20 protein-coding genes are annotated in these 23,380 nt (G+C 39.1%); 14 read left to right on the top strand and 6 right to left on the bottom strand.

The window, feature by feature from the left end; genetic code table 11:
* The first annotated feature begins 10 nt into the window (after window positions 1–10).
* From QUG14_RS20515 to QUG14_RS20480, 8 genes are all read left to right on the top strand, one after another.
* Complete coding sequence (locus QUG14_RS20515; RefSeq protein ID WP_289342289.1) at window positions 11–562, top strand: sigma-70 family RNA polymerase sigma factor; 552 nt, start codon at window positions 11–13, stop codon at window positions 560–562.
* The gene (locus tag QUG14_RS20510; RefSeq protein WP_289342288.1) at window positions 522–1,361 is read left to right on the top strand and encodes a hypothetical protein; all 840 of its coding nucleotides are present in this window, start codon (window positions 522–524) and stop codon (window positions 1,359–1,361) included. The genes QUG14_RS20515 and QUG14_RS20510 overlap by 41 nt, the downstream gene beginning before the upstream one ends.
* Before the next feature lie 469 nt (window positions 1,362–1,830).
* A complete protein-coding gene (locus QUG14_RS20505) occupies window positions 1,831–2,229 on the top strand; it encodes an RDD family protein (RefSeq protein ID WP_289342287.1) in 399 nt (132 codons plus the stop codon).
* Window positions 2,230–2,249: 20 nt separating this feature from the next.
* Window positions 2,250–2,567, top strand: a complete 318-nt coding sequence (locus QUG14_RS20500; protein WP_289342286.1) for a cytochrome c oxidase assembly factor Coa1 family protein — start codon at window positions 2,250–2,252, stop codon at window positions 2,565–2,567.
* A 55-nt stretch (window positions 2,568–2,622) separates the two neighbouring features.
* Window positions 2,623–2,964 carry a DUF4304 domain-containing protein gene (locus tag QUG14_RS20495; protein WP_289342285.1) on the top strand — a complete coding sequence of 114 codons (342 nt, stop codon included), beginning with the start codon at window positions 2,623–2,625 and terminating at the stop codon, window positions 2,962–2,964.
* Window positions 2,965–3,445: 481 nt separating this feature from the next.
* Window positions 3,446–3,733, top strand: coding sequence for an HNH endonuclease (locus QUG14_RS20490; RefSeq protein ID WP_289342284.1), 288 nt, complete (start codon window positions 3,446–3,448; stop codon window positions 3,731–3,733).
* A 325-nt stretch (window positions 3,734–4,058) separates the two neighbouring features.
* Window positions 4,059–4,220: a hypothetical protein gene (locus QUG14_RS20485; protein ID WP_289342283.1), complete on the top strand. Its 162-nt coding sequence runs from the start codon at window positions 4,059–4,061 to the stop codon at window positions 4,218–4,220.
* A gap of 169 nt (window positions 4,221–4,389) precedes the next feature.
* Window positions 4,390–5,259 carry a sulfite exporter TauE/SafE family protein gene (locus QUG14_RS20480; protein WP_289342282.1) on the top strand — a complete coding sequence of 290 codons (870 nt, stop codon included), beginning with the start codon at window positions 4,390–4,392 and terminating at the stop codon, window positions 5,257–5,259.
* A 97-nt stretch (window positions 5,260–5,356) separates the two neighbouring features.
* On the opposite strand, the gene QUG14_RS20475 is transcribed toward QUG14_RS20480, so the two are convergent.
* The 4 genes from QUG14_RS20475 to QUG14_RS20460 form a co-directional block, all read right to left on the bottom strand.
* Window positions 5,357–6,181: an aldo/keto reductase gene (locus QUG14_RS20475; protein WP_289342281.1), complete on the bottom strand. Its 825-nt coding sequence runs from the start codon at window positions 6,179–6,181 to the stop codon at window positions 5,357–5,359.
* A 167-nt stretch (window positions 6,182–6,348) separates the two neighbouring features.
* A complete protein-coding gene (locus tag QUG14_RS20470; protein WP_289342280.1) occupies window positions 6,349–7,503 on the bottom strand; it encodes a Ger(x)C family spore germination protein in 1,155 nt (384 codons plus the stop codon).
* Window positions 7,504–8,916, bottom strand: a complete 1,413-nt coding sequence (locus tag QUG14_RS20465; RefSeq protein WP_289342279.1) for a spore germination protein — start codon at window positions 8,914–8,916, stop codon at window positions 7,504–7,506.
* Window positions 8,913–10,001, bottom strand: a complete 1,089-nt coding sequence (locus QUG14_RS20460) for a GerAB/ArcD/ProY family transporter (RefSeq protein ID WP_289342278.1) — start codon at window positions 9,999–10,001, stop codon at window positions 8,913–8,915. The genes QUG14_RS20465 and QUG14_RS20460 overlap by 4 nt, the downstream gene beginning before the upstream one ends.
* Window positions 10,002–10,307: 306 nt before the next feature.
* Here QUG14_RS20460 and QUG14_RS20455 point away from each other — a divergent pair, with 306 nt between their 5' ends.
* From QUG14_RS20455 to QUG14_RS20430, 6 genes are all read left to right on the top strand, one after another.
* Window positions 10,308–11,024, top strand: coding sequence for a 3-ketoacyl-ACP reductase (locus tag QUG14_RS20455; RefSeq protein ID WP_289342277.1), 717 nt, complete (start codon window positions 10,308–10,310; stop codon window positions 11,022–11,024).
* A gap of 773 nt (window positions 11,025–11,797) precedes the next feature.
* Window positions 11,798–13,462 (top strand): AAA family ATPase, encoded by a 1,665-nt coding sequence (locus QUG14_RS20450; RefSeq protein ID WP_289342276.1) that lies wholly within the window; start codon window positions 11,798–11,800, stop codon window positions 13,460–13,462.
* Between the two features lie 21 nt (window positions 13,463–13,483).
* Window positions 13,484–13,711 carry a DUF2997 domain-containing protein gene (locus tag QUG14_RS20445; protein ID WP_289342275.1) on the top strand — a complete coding sequence of 76 codons (228 nt, stop codon included), beginning with the start codon at window positions 13,484–13,486 and terminating at the stop codon, window positions 13,709–13,711.
* Window positions 13,712–14,446: a hypothetical protein gene (locus QUG14_RS20440; RefSeq protein ID WP_289342274.1), complete on the top strand. Its 735-nt coding sequence runs from the start codon at window positions 13,712–13,714 to the stop codon at window positions 14,444–14,446. It abuts the gene before it with no gap.
* Window positions 14,447–14,554: 108 nt separating this feature from the next.
* Window positions 14,555–15,340, top strand: a complete 786-nt coding sequence (locus QUG14_RS20435; protein WP_289342273.1) for a ComEA family DNA-binding protein — start codon at window positions 14,555–14,557, stop codon at window positions 15,338–15,340.
* Window positions 15,340–15,939, top strand: a complete 600-nt coding sequence (locus QUG14_RS20430) for a 4Fe-4S single cluster domain-containing protein (protein ID WP_289342272.1) — start codon at window positions 15,340–15,342, stop codon at window positions 15,937–15,939. The genes QUG14_RS20435 and QUG14_RS20430 overlap by 1 nt, the downstream gene beginning before the upstream one ends.
* A 1,131-nt stretch (window positions 15,940–17,070) precedes the next feature.
* Here the strand turns inward: QUG14_RS20430 and QUG14_RS20425 are convergent.
* Window positions 17,071–17,325, bottom strand: coding sequence for a hypothetical protein (locus QUG14_RS20425; protein ID WP_289342271.1), 255 nt, complete (start codon window positions 17,323–17,325; stop codon window positions 17,071–17,073).
* Window positions 17,326–17,330: 5 nt separating this feature from the next.
* Window positions 17,331–23,369 carry a hypothetical protein gene (locus QUG14_RS20420; protein WP_289342270.1) on the bottom strand — a complete coding sequence of 2,013 codons (6,039 nt, stop codon included), beginning with the start codon at window positions 23,367–23,369 and terminating at the stop codon, window positions 17,331–17,333.
* Between the last annotated feature and the right edge of the window lie 11 nt (window positions 23,370–23,380).

Here is a 23,380-nt window from a genome sequence, read left to right as displayed (position 1 = left end):
GATATGGGTTTTGAAGGATCATGATATGATAACGAAACTAATGAAGCAATATGGGACTTCTATTCTTCATTTAGTTTATACGTTTGTAAGAAATCGGCAAACTGCAGAGGATCTAACACAGGAGATTTTTATAAAGTGTTGTAAGCATCTCCATACATTCGAGGAGAAAGCTAGTATCAAGACCTGGTTGTATCGGATTGCCGTAAATCATTGCAAGGATTATTTAAAGAGCTGGCACTACCGAAAAGTCCATGTTAGTGAATATATTTCTTCCCTAGTAGGCGGTAGTAAAAGTGGTCCAGAAATGGATTACCAAGTAAAAGAGGGAAAGAATCAACTGTTAGAAGATATTTTTAAACTGCCTTTAATCTATAAAGAAATTATACTATTGTACTATTTTCATGATTTAACATTAAAAGAAATAAGTGAAATTCAAAATATGAAATTAAGCACAGCCAAAGCAAGAATTCAAAGAGCGAAGGAAATGTTAAAACATTCAATTTTGGAAAGGGCTGAACAAGATGGAGAATCAGTTGAAAAACGCAAAAGAAGAACTCCTTAAAGATGAATTGGCTGATTTTGAATTCAACGCGAAGATGGAAAATAGGGTACTAGAGGGAATAAAGACCACGAAGAAAAGAACGTATATTACCACTAAACGATTTTTGCCTGTTGTTTTGAGTGCCTGTTTAATTGCATTGTTCTTTGGCGGTATATACACATTTGTTATGAAAAGTGACTCAGGAGGACCCAATGCGGATGATAGTGATCAGAATATAACAGTAAATGAAGAGGATACTACTACACCTCCGGAAAAAGAAATTACGATACCAGAGGAGGAAAACGACGAAGAAACCATCGAGCCTGAACCAAACACCGAACAGCAAGAAGAAACACCAGTTACGGAAGAAACCGAAGTAGTAGATCCCGTCTATTTTGATCAAGAATTTGTTACATTAGCTGAACAAGGTTTTCTGAAAGGTATCCCTTTTCAGGTAGGTACTACAGTGGGTGAAATAAAAGCGCATTACGGTGAACCGTTGGAGTACGGTGCTATTGAAGGTGCCTTTACAATGGTATATGAAGGTGTGGCTTTTTTTTATTATGCAAGGGTTGAGTATGATGAACGTGTAAATGTAAAAGATGATGAACTCATAACGGGTATAAGACTTATTCCAAAAGAAGAATTGTATCTTCAAGACATGAAAACAGCATTAGGTGAACCCACTTATGAAGGCATGAATGATATGAATAACACCTTTGTAGCACAATTTGAGATGGATCATTATATCCTTCGAGCTAGAAATGACTCCGGTGCTGATGCTCCATTAAAATATGTGGATATCATCAATAAAAATTAAAGTTCGTGAGCGGGGATGTTGCGATTGAAATTGCATCCCCGCTCTACCTTCCGAATCTCCCTCTCAATCTGCATAATTCATTTGTTTATCTGCCTAATCTATTATTCTACCTGCATATATGCTTTGTTTACCTGCCTATTAAATCCAGCAGGAGATTTGGTTAGCTAAAAATGTCAGGCTTCAGCCTGATTTAGGTATTTTCATTGGATAAAAGGTACTAAATGTGACTTATTTACTAAAAAGAAGACCCTTTTTGACTACCTTATTCAGTTACCCCCTCCTTACCTGCGTAATCCCTCTCTCTATCTGCATAATTCATTTGTTTACCTGCCTAATCTATTATTCTACCTGCATATATGCTTTGTTTACCTGCCTACAAGTTTCCAACAGGGAAATATGGAGGAGGAAAAATCCCCTATTTTGTCGAAATAAAGGGTAGGCAAATTCAGCTAGATTCGGAGGTATCAACATGATAAATAAAATCATCCTTGCTTCGAGAAAAAGCCGAGTTCTGGCTTATATGATAGATTATGCAGTTCTTGGAGTTGTCAGTGTTCCATTGATGATGTTAATGATAATGGCAGAAGAAAATGAAGCAAATGCACCTATATTCCTCCTTTTTTTAGTTCTTTTCCTATTATATGCTCTGAAAGATGCAGCCAAAGGTCAAAGTGTTGGGAAACGGCTTTTGGGTATAGGCGTTCGGAAGCAGGAAAATTACGCAGAAATCCCTTCTATATCAAAACTAGTTTTTAGAAACCTAACACAAATATTGGGATTTATCGAATTCATTGTTCTGGCTGTTAATAAAGACAAGCAACGCTTAGGCGATAAACTTGCAAAAACGGTGGTTGTTAAACTAGAGTAATGGGTATTTGGAAGAAGATAATGATTGGCCTTTCCGCAATTGTTCTATCACTTTCCATAATTTTTATGTCATTCGTGGTAGTGCTTAAAAGTACAGAAGCCTACAAAGTATCCGAATCATTTCTTAAGTCTGATAAAGACGTCATCAAAGAGACGGGTGGTATTGAAGGATTTGGATTTTTCCCAACTGGAAACCTCCAAATTACAAATGGTTCTGGTGAGGCTATTTTCACAATCAAAGTTAAAGGAAAAGAAAAAAGTCTTTATGTCGATGTGTATTTGATAAAAGCAAAAACCATTGATTCTTGGTTCGTTCAAGAAGTAGAATTTTATGATTAATTTTAAATATTCAATTCCAACGATTTTTGTAAAAAGATATGGGGAATTTACATAAATGACAATGCAAGAAGTGTTAAAGGCCATCATTTCTGAAGTTATTCATCGGAAATTAAAGCCTGAAGGATTTAAAAAACAGGGCAAAAACTTTTATAAACCTCTGAGTCAATTGGGTTGGTGTTTGGATGTTCAATCCGATAAATGGAATACAAAAGATTATGTTGAATTTACCCTTCATGCAGGAATCTTTATCCCACTTACCCATGAACTAAGCTCGATGAAGCCATCCCCCAATTTTCCCAAAGAAATGGATTGTATGATTAGAAAAAGCATATCAGAATTAAGGGGATTCTGGGCAGGCCCATTGTATGTAATAAACGACCAAACATCGGTGGAATAATTAAAGCAAGAAATTGACCATCACTTAGAACATTACATCCTTCCATTTTTCTGTAAGTTCCAAGATTTAAATAATGTATTGACCGAAAGCGAAAAAGATCAAAAACTATTAGGTGACTTTGGCCATGCAATTTTACTTGCTGATTCTGGGAATCTCGCGATGGCCAAAACATTATTTTTAAATCTACACAACACCTCAGATTCTGGCAATGCTAGAGGGAAAATCAGAAGAATAGCTTCTGGATATGGAATAGAAATATCTCGGTCCAATTAAAAAAAGTAGTATAATAGGTAAGGTATTACTAACAGAATAATTTTACCTGTAAGAAATTTTTCGTAACATGGCTACTCCCATGAATGATATAAAGGAAAAATGCAAATAAATATATACATCCCTTAAGTCCATGTTGTCGCCAGATGGGCTTTTTTTAATGGAATATGGGCTGCTGCAAATTTGGTGTAATAGATCTGGAGGCATAAGTATGGGTACATGTGAACTTTGTGAACGAGTGGATGTTGAGACGACTGTTCATCATCTGCTTCCGAAAGAGATGGGTGGAACTTTTGGTCCAACAGCTAATTTATGTATCCCCTGCCATAAACAGATCCATGCACTCTATACCAATGCTGAAATTGCAGCACGTTTAACAACCATTCCTGAATTAAAACAAGATGATCAGTTATCACAATATCTTAAATGGATACGCAAACAACCGCCAACCAAAATGATGAAAATAAAAAAGTCTAATGATCGGAAACGGAAGCGTTAGACTATGATGATAGAACATATAAGAAAACTTTTGCTTCATTTTTATGAACAGCCTCATTCTGCACCGACTTCGCCGCTGCCTTTTTGTTTAATGCTATGGTCCGGTTTGCTATATAAGATTATTTTCTTGATTGAAATTGTTTAGGAAGGGTAAAATTAACCGAGGTGAAAACATGAAAGTTACGATTACCAATGATGCCAATCAGCAGCTACTAAATGTACTTGGTGAAGAGCCAACCATTCGGCTTAATGAAATCCGAACGACTGGTTGAGGGGCCACGTATGAGTACGAACTTGCTCAGGTTGAGCAGTCACAAAAGGATGAAATGTTTAAAGTCGATGGAATTACCATCTTAATTGACCCATTGGTGGTTAACCATTTAGATGGAGATATCGTGATTGACCATAAAAAAAATTATGGATTTATTTTAAAAAACAGCTATGAGATCTTAAAATTTGGGATGAAATTAAATAAAGCATCTAAATGATGGTAAAATGGCCACTGTTTTCAACAACTGAAACAGTGGCTTTTTCATGTCCGTTCTCCTCTTATATTCAAAAGATCCTCCATTAAATTCTGAAAAAATAATCATTTACAAAAGAATTCACATAACATATAATCCATATAAGATTACTTGGTTTTGAGGAGGGTTTAGTTTGAAAAAATTAATTATTTTTTCGGTAATTGGGTTTTTCGCCCAGCTAATCGATGGGTCTTTGGGAATGGGATTTGGTGCAACATCCTCCTCATTACTTTTAATGTTCGGAATTGCACCTGCTGCGGCCTCTGCCTCGATACATATGGCGGAAATTGCGACAACTGCTGCATCTGGCGCATCACATCTTTGGTTTAAAAATGTAGATAAGGGAATTCTATGGAAACTAACCATCCCCGGTGCGATTAGTGCCTTTATTGGGGCGGCTTTCCTTAGCAGTTTGCCTGGAGATAAAATCAAACCGTTTATTTCGATTTTTTTAATCGTATTAGGAATCTACATTCTAATCCGCTTTCTATTTTTCAACCATTTATCATCTAAGAAGCAAGGGTCAACGATTTCTAGTAAATTCTTAACCCCACTGGGTATAGTCGGCGGCTTCTTTGATGCGGTTGGAGGAGGAGGATGGGGTCCCATCACTGCTCCTGTATTGATTGCAAGAAATGGGATTTCCCCCAAAAAGGTAATTGGAACAGTAGATACAAGTGAATTTGCCATTGCAGTATCTGCAACATTAGGATTCATCTTGTTTCTAGGTATGGATCAGTATCAATGGCAATGGGTAATAGCATTTATGATTGGCGGAGTGATTGCGGCACCTATAGCGGCTTGGCTTGTAAGAATCGTTCCTTCCTATATGTTAGGGGTGTTAGTGGGAGGATTTATTATCTTTACCAACTCAATGACCATTATTAAAACGGCCGCACTGCCAGTTTCTTGGGCTACATTAGCATATGCTCTCATTATCGTATTTTGGATGGTTGCTATTATCTATCAACTCAAGAACCGCAAACGTTTTGTAACTGCATGATTCAGCTAGATAGTGGATAATATATCGAAAAAAAACACTCTTGAATTCAAGAGTGTTTTTTTTGTTCAATTCTTATAATTTAGATACAAACACAATGTTATCGAACATTCATATCATTCGGATGTGGACCTCTGCGTCGATTACGATTAAGCTCATTAATCGCTCTCATTTCATCTGTCGTTAGTTCAAAATCAAATACTTGAAAGTTTTCTTCGATTCTGGATGGTGTAACAGACTTCGGAATGACGATGGTGTTATTTTGCAAATGCCAGCGCAGCACCACTTGTGCTGGCGTTTTGCTGTGTGACTTCGCGATTGTTTGAATGACTTCGTCCTTCAGCACCTCTCCTCCCTGCTCAAGTGGACTCCAAGCTTCTACAAAGATATTATGTTTTGCACAAAACTCTTTGATCTCATTTTGAGCAAGGTACGGATGACACTCAATCTGATTCACAACTGGCACGACTTCACATTCTTTTAAAATACGCTCTAAGTGTTCAATTTCAAAGTTGCAAACCCCAATGGCTTTCACTCGGCCATCATGATAAAGCTTTTCTAAAGCTTTATACGTATCAACATATTGGTCAAACTCAGGAGTTGGCCAATGAACCAAATACAAATCCACATAATCAAGACCTAATCGATCCAAACTTTCATCAAATGCACGTAACGTTTTTTCATAGCCTTGGTCACTATTCCATACTTTCGTAGTAATAAATAACTCTTCACGAGGAATAGAAGATTCAGCAATTGCCTTTCCTACACCTTTTTCATTTTTATAAATCATCGCCGTATCAATCGATGTATAACCAACCTTAAATGCAATTTCAACAGCCTCTGTTGCTTGGTTATCTTCAACCTGCCAAACACCAAATCCCAGCTGCGGCATTTTTAAACCGTTATTGAGAGTAACAAAATTCATGGTACATGTCTCCTTTTACAATATGTATTACCTTAATAGATGTATCGTATCATACCTGTTAATTTATGCGCTATTTCTTGACCTTCTATTCATCGAATTTATTGCCATGGGGACGGTTCTCATGGTTTTTTTATTGCCGACCACGAGAACCGTCCCCATGGTCTACATCATTTCCCATTATTAAGAAGCGTATCGACCCCGGCATTGATTCTATTTATGCTTTTTAATGGTGCAATCTCCACATGGATGTCTTTTTTATTTAAAGTGGGAAATTTCCCGCTGGTTTGTAGCGACTTCCAATCATCGTGCATAAATCGGTACATATAGTCCTCAAATTGGTAAATGTCTCCACCGACTTTTTGACTTTTTAAATAGGCATCATATACTTCTTTTCTTATTTGTTCTTTAAGCTTTCTCTTGATGGTTGGGGCGAGGATCTCTTTGCTTGATTCTCTGACAATGGCAGAGATTTTTATTTCCAAACCAATTTGCATTCCATTTTGGTCTTTATTCACCATTCTTTTCATCTTTGGGTTCAATAATTCGATTTGAACAATTTCCTCTTTTCCTCCACGAACAATGACAGGTGATCGAATTGATTTGTTATTCACTCGAATAAAGCCCGCGAGATCCTCTTCCGTTAAATGACCTTTCAGTTTTTCCCCTTTCATAAGATAAGCCCCATTAAAAACGGTCACAGGCAATTTATCTTGATCCATCGTCATGATCTCAACTTCCGTGGAGATACTTGGAACTAGAATCGTTTTTGATTTTTCATGTAATTGATAAACAAGTCCCTGCAGTGACAAAGCTGGAATAGAAGAATCTTGCTGCTGCATGTATTGTGGCTGAACAATTCTGGCGTTTGTATAGGCATAATTAAACGGAACCTTCGTGGTAAAAATCTTTTCAACCGGTTCCTCTGTACCGTAAACCCAGCCCGTTAAACGGATATTGAAGTTAGTATCTAACGCCTCTACTGTTTTCTTTAATCTGTTTTCTAATACGGACTTTCCAAAAATAAACACACTTAGCTGGTCGTAATTTACTGGAATTTGAATCCCATGGTAGATCTTTATAATCGCATCTTCCACCGTTTTTCCTCTTCCTTCGCCCAGCCAGACAGGGCTCGGTTGGTCACTTTTCCCCTGCTCCGTTTTCGCTACATTTGAAAAATCTAGGAACTGGAGCACCACGTGATATTCATCATTCTGATAGTCAATTCCAATCCCAACAGCATATGCTTGGAATTGAATCTCATGAATTTTAGCACACCCCGTTAAAACAGAAAAAATCCAGATAATGTATATAAAATTCCTCATCTATTCACCTGATCTTGTGCCATCTTTAATTTGTAAAGATGCATTCCGTTTTTTCATGAATGAAAACGGAATGCGTAAAAAGGTAAAGAGGATATCTTTACCTTTTGGAGAAGAGATATCCGCTAATAAAGGAACCCCAAAGGACTTCAACCTTGTTAAATAAAGAAAAACGAACAACAGACTGATGAAAAATCCATAAATCCCCATAAAGTAGCTAAAGAGTAGAACGAACACTCGTAAGAGAAAGATGTTACCTGCTAGAGACTGATTAACAAGAGTAAAGCTAGAAATTGCTGTGACCCCAATAACAACTAGCATTGTCGGTGATGTAATCCCCCCGCGAATGGCTGCATCACCTATGATCAAGCCACCAAGAACGGCAACGGTTTGTCCAATTCCCTTCGGCAATCGTGCCCCTCCTTCTTTAAATAACTCAAACATGACTAGCATGAGTAAGACTTCAATAAGTGGTGAAAATGGCAGACCTAATCTCGAAACCGTAATCGTTGCAATAAGAGGAAGGGGTAATTGTCCTACATTATGTGTGATTAATGCCGTATAAAAGCCAGGCAGAAACGTCGTCGTAAATAGACCTAGAATACGCAGGGTTCTTTCCAATGAAGCATAATAAAAACTCGTATTTTCATCTTCAGGGGTCTTAAAAAGAAAAGACAGATCGACCGGTGCAATCAACGCTGTTGGGGCTCCATCCACGATAATGGCAAACCTCCCTTGATTGATGGCTTCTGAGACAAAATCTGCTCTGCCTGTATAGTCTATTAGAGGAACAAGCGTAAATTTATTGTCCAATAGATGTTCCATCAGCATAGAGGAGCTTGTAAGAATATCAATATCTAAAGCTGTAAGACGCCCTTGTATATCTCTTAAAATCTCTTCATTTATAATATCCTTTATATACAGGAGAGAAATCCTTGTATTCGTTCTTTTTCCAATCGTGTAATCTTCCACAACTAAAGATTTCGTCCGTAACCTTTTGCGGATTAGTCCAAGGTTTATCGTGATATCCTCAACAAATCCATCCTTCGGTCCGCGAACCGAAACCTCTGCCACAGACTCATCCGGCTGTCTGGAGGGAGATTTACTAATATCATAAAAAATAATCTTATCTCCAGGAGGTATGACCATTAGCTTCCCTGAAAAAATCGCCTCCTCTATTTTTTCAGCATGGATATCTTTTTTGCTCATAACCTGCATCTGTAAAGATTGATAAATAGAGCTGGAAGTTTCCATAGAGGACAATACAAACGAGGGAATCAGACTAGTATCCGTTAGGGGTTTACAATAGACAAAAATAGTAGATTTCCCCTTAGAATGCTCCTCTTTTATTTCGATATCAGATGAGTAGTTGAAAAGCTTCTGCAGGTTTTCAAAAGAGAAAAGATGTTCATTCATGATTCAATCCTGCCTCCTGACCACTTCTGTTTATTCTTCACGATATATACCGCCAAGGTTAAGATTTGTATGGTTAAGAAAAAGAACGACAGTGGTCTGAAATAGCCATAGATAATGGTAGAGAATGTGCTTTGGTCAAATGGATAGAGACAGGCAAATAAGAGGATACCGTATAAGCTCCTTACTACTTTTACATTCGCCATTCCTTTCGTAAGAATTTGGGATGAGATGAATACAAATAAACTGATTCTTATCACTCCACCTGAAAGCCACTGATAAATCGCAAAAAAATCCGCATGGGAAAAATATCGTCCAATGGAAATTAAGCGCCATTCCTCATAAGCAGGATATCGATAATCAGAAGCCTGCTCAGGTCCAAACTCAACAATCGCTGCCATAGTAGGTCCTAGTGTTAATCCTATGATAAACAAACCAACAATGAATAATTGCTTTCTTGAAACAGCCTTTTGTAATACCGGAGTTAAAAAAATGATGATAAATAACTCTAAGATTGGTAAAGAAGTATAGAGAAGCCCTTTCGTCATGGGTAAATATCCATCCGCAAACAATGGGAATAACAGTTCATAATGCTTTTTCTTCATATTTGCAAACGAAATGAAAAAGCCTAAGAAAATAACGATGGGACAAAGAATACTGCTTAAGAGCCCAATCGAAAACAAGCCAGACTGCGTACATAGCAAACAGAAAATGAGTAGGACAACAGCCAGTGTAAAACTGTTAAATCCTTGCATGTAGCTCAATTGTGACCAGTAAATAATATCCTGTGCCGTCACAAAAGCATCAATCAGCATATAAATGGCTAATGGTAATAGAAGGAGGTAATAACTAAGCGTGCTACCATGATCCTTTAAAACCTGAATGATGGAACGCTTGTTTACGATAGCGACAATCTTGTAAAGAACGTAAATCCATAAAGGTAGAATGACGAGCGTTACTAGGATACTAATCCAAGAATCTCTTTTGGCTGTCCTTAACAGGAAAGGAATAATCTCCACATGAGCAAACAGGCCCACAGAAAGTAAAATGACGTACACAATGGATATAAATCTTAACTTATTCTGCATTTAGTAATTTCCTTTTTTCCATATTATTCATCTAATCCTTGAAACCTATGCAACGTATGCCATGGGGACGGTTCTCATGGTTCTGTTCCTGTTGAATGCTTCAAGGATCACATCCGACTACATTTTTCGTGACTGCTTCTACAACTGAGAAGCTTATTTACTAAGGACCCCGAAGAGATAAAAGCCGTCCCCATGGTTTTTGACCTTTTATTCATCAAAAATTAAGCTCCTTTGAAATGATTATGAAATATATGGAGAGAATACAAGTGGTAGATTGAATGACGATTAAACATAGGGAGTGTACATATGATCTCTTTAAAAGGAAAAAATGCGATTATAACGGGGGCAGGCAGAGGAATTGGCCGTGCTGCAGCAATTGCTTTAGCTAAAGAAGGCGTGAATCTTGGATTAATTGGTTTAAATATGTCCAATCTGGAAAAAGTAGCTGCTGAACTAGAGGCATATGATGTTAACGTTTCTGCAGCAACGGCCGATGTAGCCGATCTTCCGTCCGTCCAACATGCTGTAGAGCATATCCAATCCGACCTAAAAACGATTGATATTTTAATTAACAACGCAGGAACAGGTAAGTTTGGCGGCTTTTTAGAGTTATCCCCTGAAGAATGGGAGCACATTATCCGAGTCAACCTCATGGGTGTATACAATGTTACCAGAGCAGTTTTACCGGGATTGATCGAACAGAAATCAGGCGATATCATCAATATCTCATCTACCGCGGGGCAAAAAGGAGCGCCAGTAACGAGTGCCTATAGTGCTTCTAAATTTGCTGTCCTCGGGCTGACAGAATCACTAATGTTAGAGGTAAGAAAACACAATATCCGCGTTACAGCATTAACACCAAGTACAGTTGCTACAGATTTGGCCTACAATACAAATCTGATCACCGGCAATCCAGAAAATGTGATGCAGCCGGAAGATTTAGCAGACCTTATTGTCTCAGGCTTAAAGCTTCATCCAAGAGTTGTCCTAAAAACCGCTGGACTTTGGTCAACGAATCCTTAATTTTAGGAACATACTAAATTAGCTCCATAGGTGGTCTAGTTTCATTATTTATGTGACTGTCCACCTTATGGGGTCTCGACAAATAACGATAGAATTCTTCTCAATTAATCGTTTGATTAAAAGCACAACAAACCCTTTTAAAAAACGAACTTTCTCCTCATTTCAAGAGCAGTTCTTGTCGTGGAACTGTTCTTCTTTCTTCTATAATGTCTCAAAAAACACCAATAATAATGGATTTCTACAATTAACGACAGTTTCCTGCAAAATTGCTTAGTAATCAAACGTTTGTGTAAAAATGGTGTGTATCCAGTTGCTTAAAGTTTTCTTCCTTGATTCTTGCAAAATAATTGTCGGAAATAGAGTTGAGCTTATAGTCTATCTTGCGAAAATCCTCTAAATTGAACGATTTCCCCGGAAATCGACATTCTCTGGCAAATACCTTGTTTATTCCCCTTTACACAAACGTTTGATTAGATAGAAAGTTAAGCCCTTTAGAGACCGGCTTCAATGACATTTTTACAAAAAAAATAGATCGAAATTTGTTTAGCGTTATATGCATTAGTCCTTAGCCACTCCCATCGCATCACCAATCGCAATGCCAATCAAAAATTTTTCATGGTAACTAGTGCTTAAATTAGTGAGAATATACAGGAAGAAAGTTACATTTAGCACCAGCCATCAAATGGTATAATAGTATAATCATGGAATTTATTCTACCGTTTTTCACTAGACAATAAACAACTGCAAGAAAGCCAAAAAGGAGATACTAAGAAATGAATGGACAAAGCATTTCTGATTTTAAAATAGTACTATCAAACCTATTAAAAGCACGGTTTCCCTATTTATATATATCCACATGGGAAGAGGAACGTGCTGTAGACGTTATTCGGTCGGTAGTTACCGACGAAGGACTGATAAAAACCACACGTAAAGTATTTACATGGAGTGTAACAAAAGGATTGTCTGAAAATGGGCAGAAAGGGAAAGAAGAAACAAAGGCGCCCCTCAAAGCACTCGATTTTATTGAGCATTATCAGGAGCCAGCTATTTTCATCCTAAAAGATTTTCATGTGTACTTCGGTGCAAATGGCCGGCAGGTTGATAATCAATTGATAAGAAAAATTCGGGACCTCTTACCTACATTAAAACAAAGCCCCAGCCCTAAGAATGTGATTTTTGTCAGCCCAAGCCTAGTCCTGCCTGATGACTTGCAAAAGGATTTGACGATTGTCGATTTCGATCTGCCCACTTTTTCTGAAATTAAGTATGTATTGGATGAGATGATTTATGCGAATCAAAGAAGCGGCAGAATCGTGATTGATCTCAAAAGTGACGAAAAAGAACGACTCGCAAAGGCAGCATTAGGATTAACGCTACATGAAGCAGAAAATGCATTTGCGCGTGCGATGGTAGAAGACGGACGTTTAGATGTCAATGATGTCGAAGTTATTATCGAAGAAAAACGGCAGATTATCAAAAAGTCAGGGATTTTAGAATTTATTAAAAGTGACCTTAAGATTGAAGATGTCGGCGGACTTGAAAATCTCAAGCGCTGGTTAAAGAAACGCGACAAATCCTGGCTTGATTCTGCACAGAAATATGGACTTCCCGCTCCTAAAGGTGTGCTGATTACAGGGGTACCTGGCTGTGGGAAAAGCTTAATTGCCAAATCCATCAGCGCGATGTGGCAGCTTCCTCTTCTTCGTCTGGATATGGGGAAAATTTTTAGCGGGATTGTTGGCAGCAGCGAAGAAAACATGCGCAAAGCCATTCAAACGGTCGAAGCCATCTCTCCCTCCATTCTTTGGATTGATGAAATTGAAAAAGGATTTAGCGGCCTGTCCTCTGGTGGAGATAGCGGAACCTCAAGCCGTATCTTTGGGACCTTCCTAACATGGATGCAGGAAAAAACCAAACCCGTATTTGTCGTCGCAACAGCCAATAATATTCATTCGTTACCAGCAGAGTTACTGCGCAAAGGGCGCTTTGATGAAATATTCTTTGTCGACCTCCCCACTATAAAGGAAAGAATGGATATCTTCCGAGTACATATGAATAAAAGGTTAATAGACCCATCAGTCATTGGACAATTTGAAGTAAATGAGAATGTGCTAGAAAGATTGGCTCGGTTAACGGAAGGATATGTGGGAGCGGAAATCGAACAAATCGTCATATCTGCTTTGTTTGAGGCTTTCTCAGAAGACCGATGTATTGAATTTGGGGACTTCGAAAAAGCCATTTTTACGACCGTTCCCTTATCGATCACCCAGGCGGAGCAAATTCATTCCATTCGCGAATGGGCCAATGTTCGTGCCGTCGCAGCTACACCAAAAGAAGACCGTGCACAATACAAAAGTAAAAAGGAAGTCGTCCTATCTCCTCCTCCAAAAGACGAAGACATCAGCATGGAAAGAGGCGGCAGAGCGGTTGATTTTTAAATAGTAAGGACGGGATATCAAATGGCAAAGCAATTACGGATACAAATTTTTCAAGACGGGCAAATACAAGCAGAAGTTCTAGGAGTAAAAGGGAAAAAGTGTACAGATTATATCTCCTTGCTCGAAGAACTATTAGAAGCAGAAATTATAGAATCTGAGTATACCTCCGAGTATTACGAAACAGAAGAAGTTCAAATAGACGAAATCCAATCAAACTCCATTACCATGAACACAAAGGAGGTAAGGTAAATGTCTGTGTCACTCGCTTTAATTCCAATAGCCCTTACCCTTCGTGCCGTTATGGGCAAGGATCAATTCCATAACTGGGTTGACTCCATACAGGTAATGGTGGCAACAAGTTTTGAAAACGAGCAGGATTTAATACAAACTGTTCAAAGCGCTGGGTATGATGCACAAAAATTTGGCGGATCGATTAAGACCCATTTGAATGGGGAAGAGCAATTTTTCTTTTGGGAGTTTGTCGATGGCAAGTGGCATGCTATCTTTGAAAAAGGGAATTCAGAGAGTACCATTCAGCAATTTATGCAAGACCTGGAGCGTCGTTCACAACGGAAGATCTTTACTGGTGAATATCCCCCGGCTGGCAGCCAACTTGAAAAAGAACATGAGCATGTTTTCCCTACCAATTTCCGAGATGGAAACATTTTAACTCGGACGTTAAAGGAATTCGGTGTTAATCCCATTCAAGGGAATCATGGTGATATTTCCTGTATCGTCCAAGGAACTCAGTTAACGTTTCGTCAGCATGGAGATTCCCCTTTTTCGGTTCAAATTAAAAATGCACCAAGTTTGCAGGATATTTATACGTATATCGCAGATGTAGATGATGAATATAAACGATGTGTACAAGCGATCGTTTATGAAAAACTTAAACAAAGAGCAGCAGAGAAGAATTTAAGTGTTGAAAGTGAAGAAGTACTAGAAGATAACTCGATTGTCATTACGTTAAATATACCAGGCTAAACACAGCCTTTCTTGTTAAGATACAAGAGTTTCAAACCCTAGTCAGATTTCACCTCTTTCTGCAATGGATAAATCATAGAGTAAGAGATTTTTAGGGAGGACGCAAACATGTCATCAACATCCAAGGGGAGCTTTTGGAAAATAAGAAAATCTTGGTGGATTTTATTCACCTTTACTATCATATTTAACTGGGTTGCTTTTTTCATTATCGGCTCCAAAGTAAAACATAAAAAATGGAAAATGTATGGTGCCCTTTATTCCATTCCGTTTATTCTCCTCATGGTAATCGAAGGTCGTTATGAATCAAATGACTGGCAATATGATATCGTCGGATTTTCCATGCTAGGGGGATGGATCGCCTCGATGATCCATGCCTTCCGTATTCGTAAAGAGTACCTGTTTCGTTTAGAAGCCATTGAATTAAGACAACCTTATGAAGATTATAAATTACGAGGACAAATTCAATCTGAATATGGAGTAAAGTTCAACCAAGCTCCAATCGAACAGCCACTGCAACAACCTATTCCGCAGTCCTCGTATGGGGAGCAGCCAAAGCCAGTATTGCAGCAAGTTCCAACACAGCCATTACACTCCGTTCCACCTGCTCAAATAAGAGAGTTTGCCCCTGCGAAGACAGAGCAGCTTACGTCGGACCCTATCGACTTAAATAAAGCTTCTGATCTGGAACTTGCAGGTCTGCCTGGTGTGGGTCCAATCTTAGCAAAAAAAGCAATAATGGAACGAGATAGAATAGGCGGCTTCCGATCTTTGGAGGACTTCTCACAACTGTTAGGTCTAAAACCGCATATTGTTGAAAAGATACGCCCACTGGTGGCAGTAGGACCCGCAGAAGCTCCTCCACAAAAATGGTCTGGACGGATGGTTGATTTTTAATGAAACTCCGAATTCACCAATTCATTCCCTTCACCCGTGTGGAAGGTCCCGGTGAGAGGGCTTGTCTTCAAGTTCAAGGCTGTCCGATTCGCTGCTCTGGCTGTGCTGTTCCATTTACCTGGTCAACAAAGGGTGGCTACGATGTAACCGTCAAAGAACTTGCCCAAAAGATACTAGATGGCCCTAAAGTGGAAGGGATCACCTTTTTAGGAGGGGAACCTTTTGAACAAGCTGCAGCACTTGCAGAATTGGGTGCTACTTTGAAGGAAGCGGGGTTGTCAGTCATGACCTTTTCCGGTTACCTGCTTGAAGATATCAAGCAGGCGAATCGTAAAGATTGGAATGACCTTTTACAAATAACAGATCTATTAATTGATGGCCCTTTTCAAAAAGAAAAACGGGACCTCTGCCGGCCATGGGTCGGATCTGCCAATCAAAGGTATCATTTTTTAACTGATCGCTATGCTCACTTGAAGGATGAGTTAACGAACACACCGAATCGTTTGGAAATAACAGTGAAACCAGATGGACGTGTATTTGCGAACGGAATGGCTACCGTTGAGGATTTAGAAGGATTATTTAAGGAGTTAATCAAATAACAGAAAGACGCAGACCCCATAATTGGTCTGCGTCAAAATGCCGAGAAAGGTTCTTTTCTCGGTATTTTATTATTTCCAGCACCCCTGCATCGACCCAAATCACTATTCATATTAGGCTTCAGTCACTCCACCACCTCTGCATTGACCCAAATCACTTTTCATACCAGGCTTCGGTCACTCCACCGCCTCTGCATTGACCCAAATCACTTTTCATATCAGGCTTCGGTCACTCCACCATCTCTGCATTGACCCAAATCTCCTTTCATATCAGGCTTCGGTCACTCCACCATCTCTGCATTGACCCAAATCACTATTCATATTAGGCTTCAGTCACTCCACCGCCTCTGCATTGACCCAAATCACTTTTCATATTAGGCTTCAGTCACTCCACCACCTCTGCATTGACCCAAATCACTTTTCAAATCAGGCTTCGGTCACTCCACCACCTCTGCATTGACCTAATTCTCTTTTCATACCAGGCTTCGGTCACTCCACCGCCTCTGCATTGACCCAAATCACTTTTCATACCAGGCTTCAGTCACTCCACCTCCTCTGCATCGACCCAAATCACTATTCATATCAGGCTTCAGTCACTCCACCACCTCTGCATTGACCCAAATCACTTTTCATACCAGGCTTCGGTCACTCCACCACCTCTGCATTGACCTAATTCTCTTTTCATACCAGGCTTCGGTCACTCCACCGCCTCTGCATTGACCTAATTCTCTTTTCATACCAGGCTTCAGTCACTCCACCACCTCTGCATTGACCCAAATCACTTTTCATATCAGGCTTCGGTCACTCCGGCTAAGTAAGGCGTTGTTATAATTCAGTGTTGATTTTTGTATAGGTTTGAGACCTAATAGGCGGAGAATTTCCGCCTATTGTATATTAGGGTAGCTTAAGAAGCAAATATAAGCGGAGATATTCCGCTTAACGGCTCTAAATAAGACAAGATCCAAAGATTTGGATACAATAAGCGGAAAAACTCCGCTTATTTTTAAGGTTTACTAAGGATTTTCCAATTTAGACGGAATTTCTCCGCTTATTTTCCAAACACCAAAAGCCGCAAAATAAAAAATAGCTGCCGAGACTCTCTCGACAGCCATTTTACGTGTAAGGTGATACTTTTTATCTTGGTACGTGGCAGCCTGGGCATGCACTTTGACTTGAATCAAATTGCTTGCCACAGTTTCGGCAGAATACCACTCCAGATACTTTTACCTGCTTTTGTTCTCTCGAAGCCGCAACTTGTGTAGAAGCCTGTTGTTCGACTACGTTTGATTTTTTCTTCATTAACATAACAATCACTAAAACCAATGTAATAAGGTTAACAACAAAACTGGCAATGGTTAGCCAATTCCAAAGGGTCAACTCTGCAAACATCTGTGTTAACCTCCAACTACTTCATTTTCAGTTTCTCTGTTGTATTTCTTTTGTCTCCGTAAAATAACCAATGCGGAAATGGCTAAACCTATTCCCCCTACCCCGCCAAGTGAGCCTGCAAACAATGGCTTATTGTTATACCAGCGGACAATTGGGTTCGTCGAAACAAGCAATTCTTTCACTTCTTTCGATAGTTCATTTCCTGCTGCATCGACCGCTTTAATTTTTACATTCTGCAGGTCATTAGAGCTTTGAATAGCAAATGTGAAGTTCTCTCCATCAGCACTGTGCTCAACTTGTTTACCATTCAAATAAATAGCAGCACCGTTAAGAACAAGATTGTCCTTGATGTTAACCGATACTGTTTTTTCTTCCACTGGGTACTGTTGACCGTTTTCCAAATCAATCGGAACAATAACAGGAGCGGTTTTGTCGATACCAAATGAAACTTCCGCTTTTTTAACTTCATCGATGGTTTCATTAATGTTACCCGCTACATCCTCTGAATAAATCGCAACGGTGTATTTACCATCTGCAGCAAATAGCTTTTTCTTCACCACATACGTGTACTGACTCCAAGTACCTTCCCCGCCGGTTTCCGTTACACTGTAATCTGTTCCTTCAACCAAATCATGAGGTGTACCATTTTTCGTCATTTTTACCTTAATGGTGTCTTTCTTCAAGCTGTCGACATTTGTTTCCGTCAAAATCACGTCTTGTTCTTCCTTAACATACTTACCATCAATAGCCTTCAAGGTTTCATCAAAGGTATAGACAGAACCAAAACGGTTCACAGAGAACATAATCGTTTGCGTTGATACATTCCCAGCAAAGTCAGTAAGTGTGGCGGTTAAGGTATATAGATCGTCATTTTCCTTCACTTTTTCAAAGTTTTTGAACGTATAGACTTGTCCGTTAGCTGCGTCTGCAAAGCTTCCAGCTAATGGGACATTCCCTTTATTCCAACCTTTTAAGCTAATTGCAACGGCACTCTTATTAAAATTCGTATCTGAATAAGAGATAACCGGTACCACATCACCATTATTGGCAGACTTTTCTGCCACACCCGTGATCGCAAGCTTAGGCACCGTCTGGTCTACAACAAATGTATCCAAGCTATAATCAGCAGCCACATTTCCTGCCATATCACTGTACGCAATATCAAAACTATACGTCGCATCAGCAGAATACTGGATGGTAGCTGTGTGAACATCACCATTGGTAGACCATCCGCTTGTTTTCGGGAATGCTACTGGATTACCGCCATCGGTTGCGGTGCCTGTCACCTGAATACGACTCGTTTCAAAGTTATGCTCTCTAATCGAAATCGTCGCTGTTCGAGCATTTTTAAAATAATTCCCGTTTGCTGCTGAATTGTTGTTATACGCAACGTTAATGACAGGAACCGTTTTATCGAGTGTAAATGTATGCTGAGCAAAAGGTGCCGCCTTATTTCCTGCCACATCACTAAACGCAATATCAAATGTGTAATCCCCGTCTACGGTATATTTCACGGTTGCAGTATGAGTAGTTTTATCTGGATCTTGAGCATTTGCTCTAGTTGTCCAACCAACTACTTCTGGAATCACACCATCTGTATTGGTAATTGCATGTACAACATCTTTTGCCTTAAAGTTACGCTCGGTAACAACAATCGTCGCTGTGCGATTTGCCTTGAAGAAATCAGCATTTTGCGCATCTGCTGTGTTGTTATCATACGTAACCTCCATTGTAGGAGCAGTCTTGTCGATGCTAAACTCAATAAACTTTTCTGACGTATTTCCAACATTGTCAGTTATTTTTACTTTGACAACAATCCCATTACTGTTATTGGTAACAGGTAGGGTTTTCGTCATTTCAGTGACCAGATTCTTATCTAGCTTTGTTTTACTCCAGCCTTCAAGATCGGCAGCAAGTTTGCCCTCATGATCAATTTCAACCTTACCAGCTTTATTATTAGCCGTATCATAAGGTGCAACAACCGACCATTCAACCTTCGCAAGGCCTGAATACGTATCTGTAACCGTCACATTTACATTCACATTTTTGTTATAAAGATCTTTATTGTCATTGTCTTTTGTAGATGTTTTCTCTACAGGGTCAATCTTAATGCCAGATGTATCTGCGTGTTTCGCAGCATCTTCAATCACTGCACCCTTTGGTGTCACAAAATCACTAGTGTTTGTAACGTGGTCTGTTGCTTTCGTATAAATCTGACCTTTAAAGGATGCTGGAACGGTGAAGGTAACTTCCCGATCCGTTGAAATCGCCGCAATAGTTCCAATAGCACTCTGCTCTATTTCGGATAGTGAACCATTTGACAGTAAGGCATAGAATTTACCATTCTCGTAATCTTGCAAATAAATCGTCATCGATTTGACGCCGCTCGCAGCCTTGCCGCTTTCGGTGTTATCTTCTGCTGTTACCGTAACTTGAGTTGGCTTTTTAAAAAATAATCCATATTCCGTCAACTCAACCGTAGTAAATGGAGATTTCTGTTCCTCCTTATTTTCACCTTCCGCACTAAACTGGAACTGGGTGATTTCCGGAAGCTTTGTATCGATATAAATGGTTTTTTCTACTGTTGTTGGTGCCTCAATGTTTTCAGGATTATCTAGTAGATTGCCAGCATTATCCGCTACCTCTACTGAAATATCGTAGGAACCATCTTCATTAATTTTTACATCTGATGTATGAACAGGATCAAGAGACGTAGCCGGTACTAACTCCGTACCATACGTATATTCTTTTTCAAACTCATTCACTTTAACTTTGGCATCCTTAATACCAGATACAATATCTGATTCCGTATCTTGGACGTTAATTTCAAAGGTTACATCTTTGTTGTAAAAGACTTTATCAGATTTGTCCTCCACATAAGGAATGACGTTCTCACCGTGGGTAACCTGAATATCCGCAGTAGGTGCGGTTTTCTCAATCATTACTTCGTCATTGCCCTCTGCCTCGATATTGGAATTACCCTCATTTACTCGATAGATTTTTTGATTATTGACATGGTCTGACACGACTACATCAAACGTTCCTTTAAAACTTTCAACATCAAGAGTAAACGTTGCTTCGGCATTCATGCCATCTCTATTGATATCTGCTTCTAATTTTTCAACTTCCTGGTCCTTTGCTGAAGTAGCATGAACATAAAGATCTTTGATTCCAGAAATATCATCTTGAACCTTAACCGTAATCTCAATTTTTTCATTGAAGAATGTACCAAACGTTAGGAAATTGATCGCTTTTGCAAAATTACTGTCATACCTAGGTTCAAAGGTGATGGCTTCTTCTCCATCTAGCTTTGGCTCCTCTGTATCCAGATAAATCGTCTTTATCGCTTCTGCAGTATTACCAGCATTGTCTTTAACATCTGCATGGACCTTGTAAGAGCCATCCTCTTCAATGTCTACTCCAGCTTTGTTTAAGTCAAGTGTTGTGAACGTATAAGGAACCTCATGGGTTTCCTTATCAGAATAATCATCATCCTTGAAGGGTTGATCATCATTTGAATCAATGGTAACAGTCTGTAAACCGGAATGCTGGTCACCCACAACGACATCAAACGTTACATCACCGCTGTATATTTCTTTACCAGACTCATCCACATATTTTGTTACCTTGCTTTCATCATGTGTCACACCGATGTTTGCATCTGGAGCCATGCTTTCGATCATCACTTTTCCATTTTCTGCAGCCATATTGGAGTTCAAATTCGTTACTGGAATGGAGTTATGATGATGAACATTGTCGATTACCTCTACAGTAAGCGTACCTGCAAAGCCATCTTCGAGAGTAAAGTTTGCCTCTGCCTTTACTTGACCATGATCAAAATCCTCTTTATATTCTTTCGTTTCCTTGCCATCCGTTGTTTTTAATAGAATGCTTCGAACCCCGGAATCAGCATCTTTCGCCTTAACGTTTACCTCAATCTTCTCATTGAAAAAAGTTCCGAAAGTAAGGAAGTTTATCGTCTTCACAAACAACCCATAATGTTTCGTAGTTAACGTGACGGCTGCTTTTTCACTATCTAGTTCAGGAGCCGTTTTATCAATGTTGATGGTTACTTGCTTAACCTTCGATTCATTTCCGGCTTTATCAACACTCCAAATGCTGTAAACACCTTGGTAATTATCCTCGGTTTGAAACTTAAATTGATTCGAGTCAGAGTCAAAATCTGCCTCTTTACGATTTTCTAGAGAGTACTCACCTTTACTATAGTAAACCTTATCAATAGCAGTGGAATAAGGAACGCGGTGTCTCCCAATACTCTCTTCCACATTATCAATCGTACCTGAAACCGTAACTGCCCCGCTAAACCAGAGCGAATCGCCAACTTTTTCTTTATCCTCACCTGTTAATAACAATGTATCGTTTACTTTAGGTTCTTGCTTATCCATTACAAGATATAAGTTTCCTGGTAATCGAACAGATTGCTCATTTTTTGAATAAAACAGTTTCCTTGTTTTAACGTTTAATAATTGTATTTCAATAGATTGATCAATGTTATACTCTTGTGTCCATCCATAGTTAATTTTCAACCGATTATAAGGATCAACAGGTTTTAATTTCAACTTGGTATCTTTTGAAAAAATGTACAGGTTTTCAACATTACTGCCACTCGTACGTTCCTTTTCAATTAAAGTTCCCGAAGTAGGGATCATCTCCATATATTGGCCCCATTGTTCATCGGTGTATGGGATAGGTTCAAATGAAACTTTAAGAGATGTATCTTTTGTAATGTTTTTTAGAATGTAGGTAAAAGTTCCATCATCATTGTCAAGAAAGTCCTCAGAATCAAGAGGAATACTGGACTCTTCTACAACTATTTCCTTTACCCGGTAGGATTCATCAGGAGTTATCGTAATCGCAGTTTGACCGCCATGTTCAATTTCAGAATCTACGGATGAAATCGTACCATGTTCAATAGATTCACCATTCTCATCTTTTTCACCTATGACAGAGGTAGTTACTTTATGTGTATTAATCGCAAATGTTACGGTAACCTCCAAATTTTCCTTAACATTTGGAATGGTGTAGGGAAAGTTTTGCGTGCTTTCCTTCACATATTCTGGAATATCTACTTCTAAAAATTCTTCTTTATTGACAGTGTTAATGATAATACTCTCAACATGATAATTAGGTGTTGGGATAGCCGTAAACGAAGCGTCTTTACCATGTTTTACTTCTACCTTTCCACCATCAGACGTATAAATGGTTCCAAACTCATTCGTAGTAAACGTCACAATATAGCTGTTGGTTTCAAATTCCACATCAACGCTCTGATTTTCTGTCACGTTGGAGATAGAGATCGTATAATTCTTTGTTGAACTTGTAACATCAGCTGGAAGCGTAAGCTCTGATGTTTCTGTTCCTTTCGTGATTTTAATACTCTTAATATGATTACCAGCACTCGGAACCACTGTATAGGATACATCTGATCCATGTAGGGCAGAATCAGTATTTAATGGAATACTATCCTTTTTTACACTACCTTCACCCTCATCATAGGTAAAAGCAATCTCATATGTTTTCAAAACAAACTCTACTACAATCGTTGTTTTACCAGAAATAGAGGGGATTTTTGTACTGTACCCTTGCTTTTCTTTTCCTGAAACCTCCACTACAGCGTTATCACCAATTTTCACAGACTTAAGTTCAGAATTGGTCTCTGGTATAATGAGGACTTCCACTTCATTACCTTCTAAGACTGGAACTGGGCTTGAAGAATATTCTGTACCATCAATTTCAACTTTACCTGCTCCATTTCCTGTAGATTCAACCGTTACATTATAGGTAACTTGTTCAGGATCTTGGGTTGGATCAGTTTCTTGGATTGGTTCAGTTTCTTGGGTCGACTCAGGTTCTGTACCTTCAGCAGCCAAGTCACCCGTATTTTGGGTTATTTCTTCGGTCTCTTCCCCATTTTCCGCATATACCGGTAGGTTTGGTCCCACTGGTAGATGATAGATTACGAGCAAGATGGCAAGGATCATCGCCAACATGCGCGTAACCTTTGATTTCTTCCTTGTATGCATTTGGTTTCTCT

It is taken from the genome of Neobacillus sp. CF12, from assembly GCF_030348765.1.
Lineage (GTDB): Bacteria > Bacillota > Bacilli > Bacillales > Cytobacillaceae > Neobacillus.
The sequence above is the reverse complement of the archived record's forward strand: the minus strand, read 5'-3'. Positions and strand labels throughout refer to the sequence as shown.

Excerpts from the sequence above, each read along its gene's own strand:
- QUG14_RS20510 (WP_289342288.1), top strand. The coding sequence starts at position 522 with ATGGAGAATCAGTTGAAAAACGCAAAAGAAGAACTCCTTAAAGATGAA.
- QUG14_RS20505 (WP_289342287.1), top strand. The coding sequence starts at position 1,831 with ATGATAAATAAAATCATCCTTGCTTCGAGAAAAAGCCGAGTTCTGGCT.
- QUG14_RS20500 (WP_289342286.1), top strand. The coding sequence starts at position 2,250 with ATGATTGGCCTTTCCGCAATTGTTCTATCACTTTCCATAATTTTTATG.
- QUG14_RS20495 (WP_289342285.1), top strand. The coding sequence starts at position 2,623 with ATGACAATGCAAGAAGTGTTAAAGGCCATCATTTCTGAAGTTATTCAT.
- QUG14_RS20490 (WP_289342284.1), top strand. The coding sequence starts at position 3,446 with ATGGGTACATGTGAACTTTGTGAACGAGTGGATGTTGAGACGACTGTT.
- QUG14_RS20485 (WP_289342283.1), top strand. The coding sequence starts at position 4,059 with ATGTTTAAAGTCGATGGAATTACCATCTTAATTGACCCATTGGTGGTT.
- QUG14_RS20475 (WP_289342281.1), bottom strand. The coding sequence starts at position 6,181 with ATGAATTTTGTTACTCTCAATAACGGTTTAAAAATGCCGCAGCTGGGA.
- QUG14_RS20470 (WP_289342280.1), bottom strand. The coding sequence starts at position 7,503 with ATGAGGAATTTTATATACATTATCTGGATTTTTTCTGTTTTAACGGGG.
- QUG14_RS20465 (WP_289342279.1), bottom strand. The coding sequence starts at position 8,916 with ATGAATGAACATCTTTTCTCTTTTGAAAACCTGCAGAAGCTTTTCAAC.
- QUG14_RS20460 (WP_289342278.1), bottom strand. The coding sequence starts at position 10,001 with ATGCAGAATAAGTTAAGATTTATATCCATTGTGTACGTCATTTTACTT.
- QUG14_RS20455 (WP_289342277.1), top strand. The coding sequence starts at position 10,308 with ATGATCTCTTTAAAAGGAAAAAATGCGATTATAACGGGGGCAGGCAGA.
- QUG14_RS20450 (WP_289342276.1), top strand. The coding sequence starts at position 11,798 with ATGAATGGACAAAGCATTTCTGATTTTAAAATAGTACTATCAAACCTA.
- QUG14_RS20445 (WP_289342275.1), top strand. The coding sequence starts at position 13,484 with ATGGCAAAGCAATTACGGATACAAATTTTTCAAGACGGGCAAATACAA.
- QUG14_RS20440 (WP_289342274.1), top strand. The coding sequence starts at position 13,712 with ATGTCTGTGTCACTCGCTTTAATTCCAATAGCCCTTACCCTTCGTGCC.
- QUG14_RS20435 (WP_289342273.1), top strand. The coding sequence starts at position 14,555 with ATGTCATCAACATCCAAGGGGAGCTTTTGGAAAATAAGAAAATCTTGG.
- QUG14_RS20430 (WP_289342272.1), top strand. The coding sequence starts at position 15,340 with ATGAAACTCCGAATTCACCAATTCATTCCCTTCACCCGTGTGGAAGGT.
- QUG14_RS20425 (WP_289342271.1), bottom strand. The coding sequence starts at position 17,325 with ATGTTTGCAGAGTTGACCCTTTGGAATTGGCTAACCATTGCCAGTTTT.
- QUG14_RS20420 (WP_289342270.1), bottom strand. The coding sequence starts at position 23,369 with ATGCATACAAGGAAGAAATCAAAGGTTACGCGCATGTTGGCGATGATC.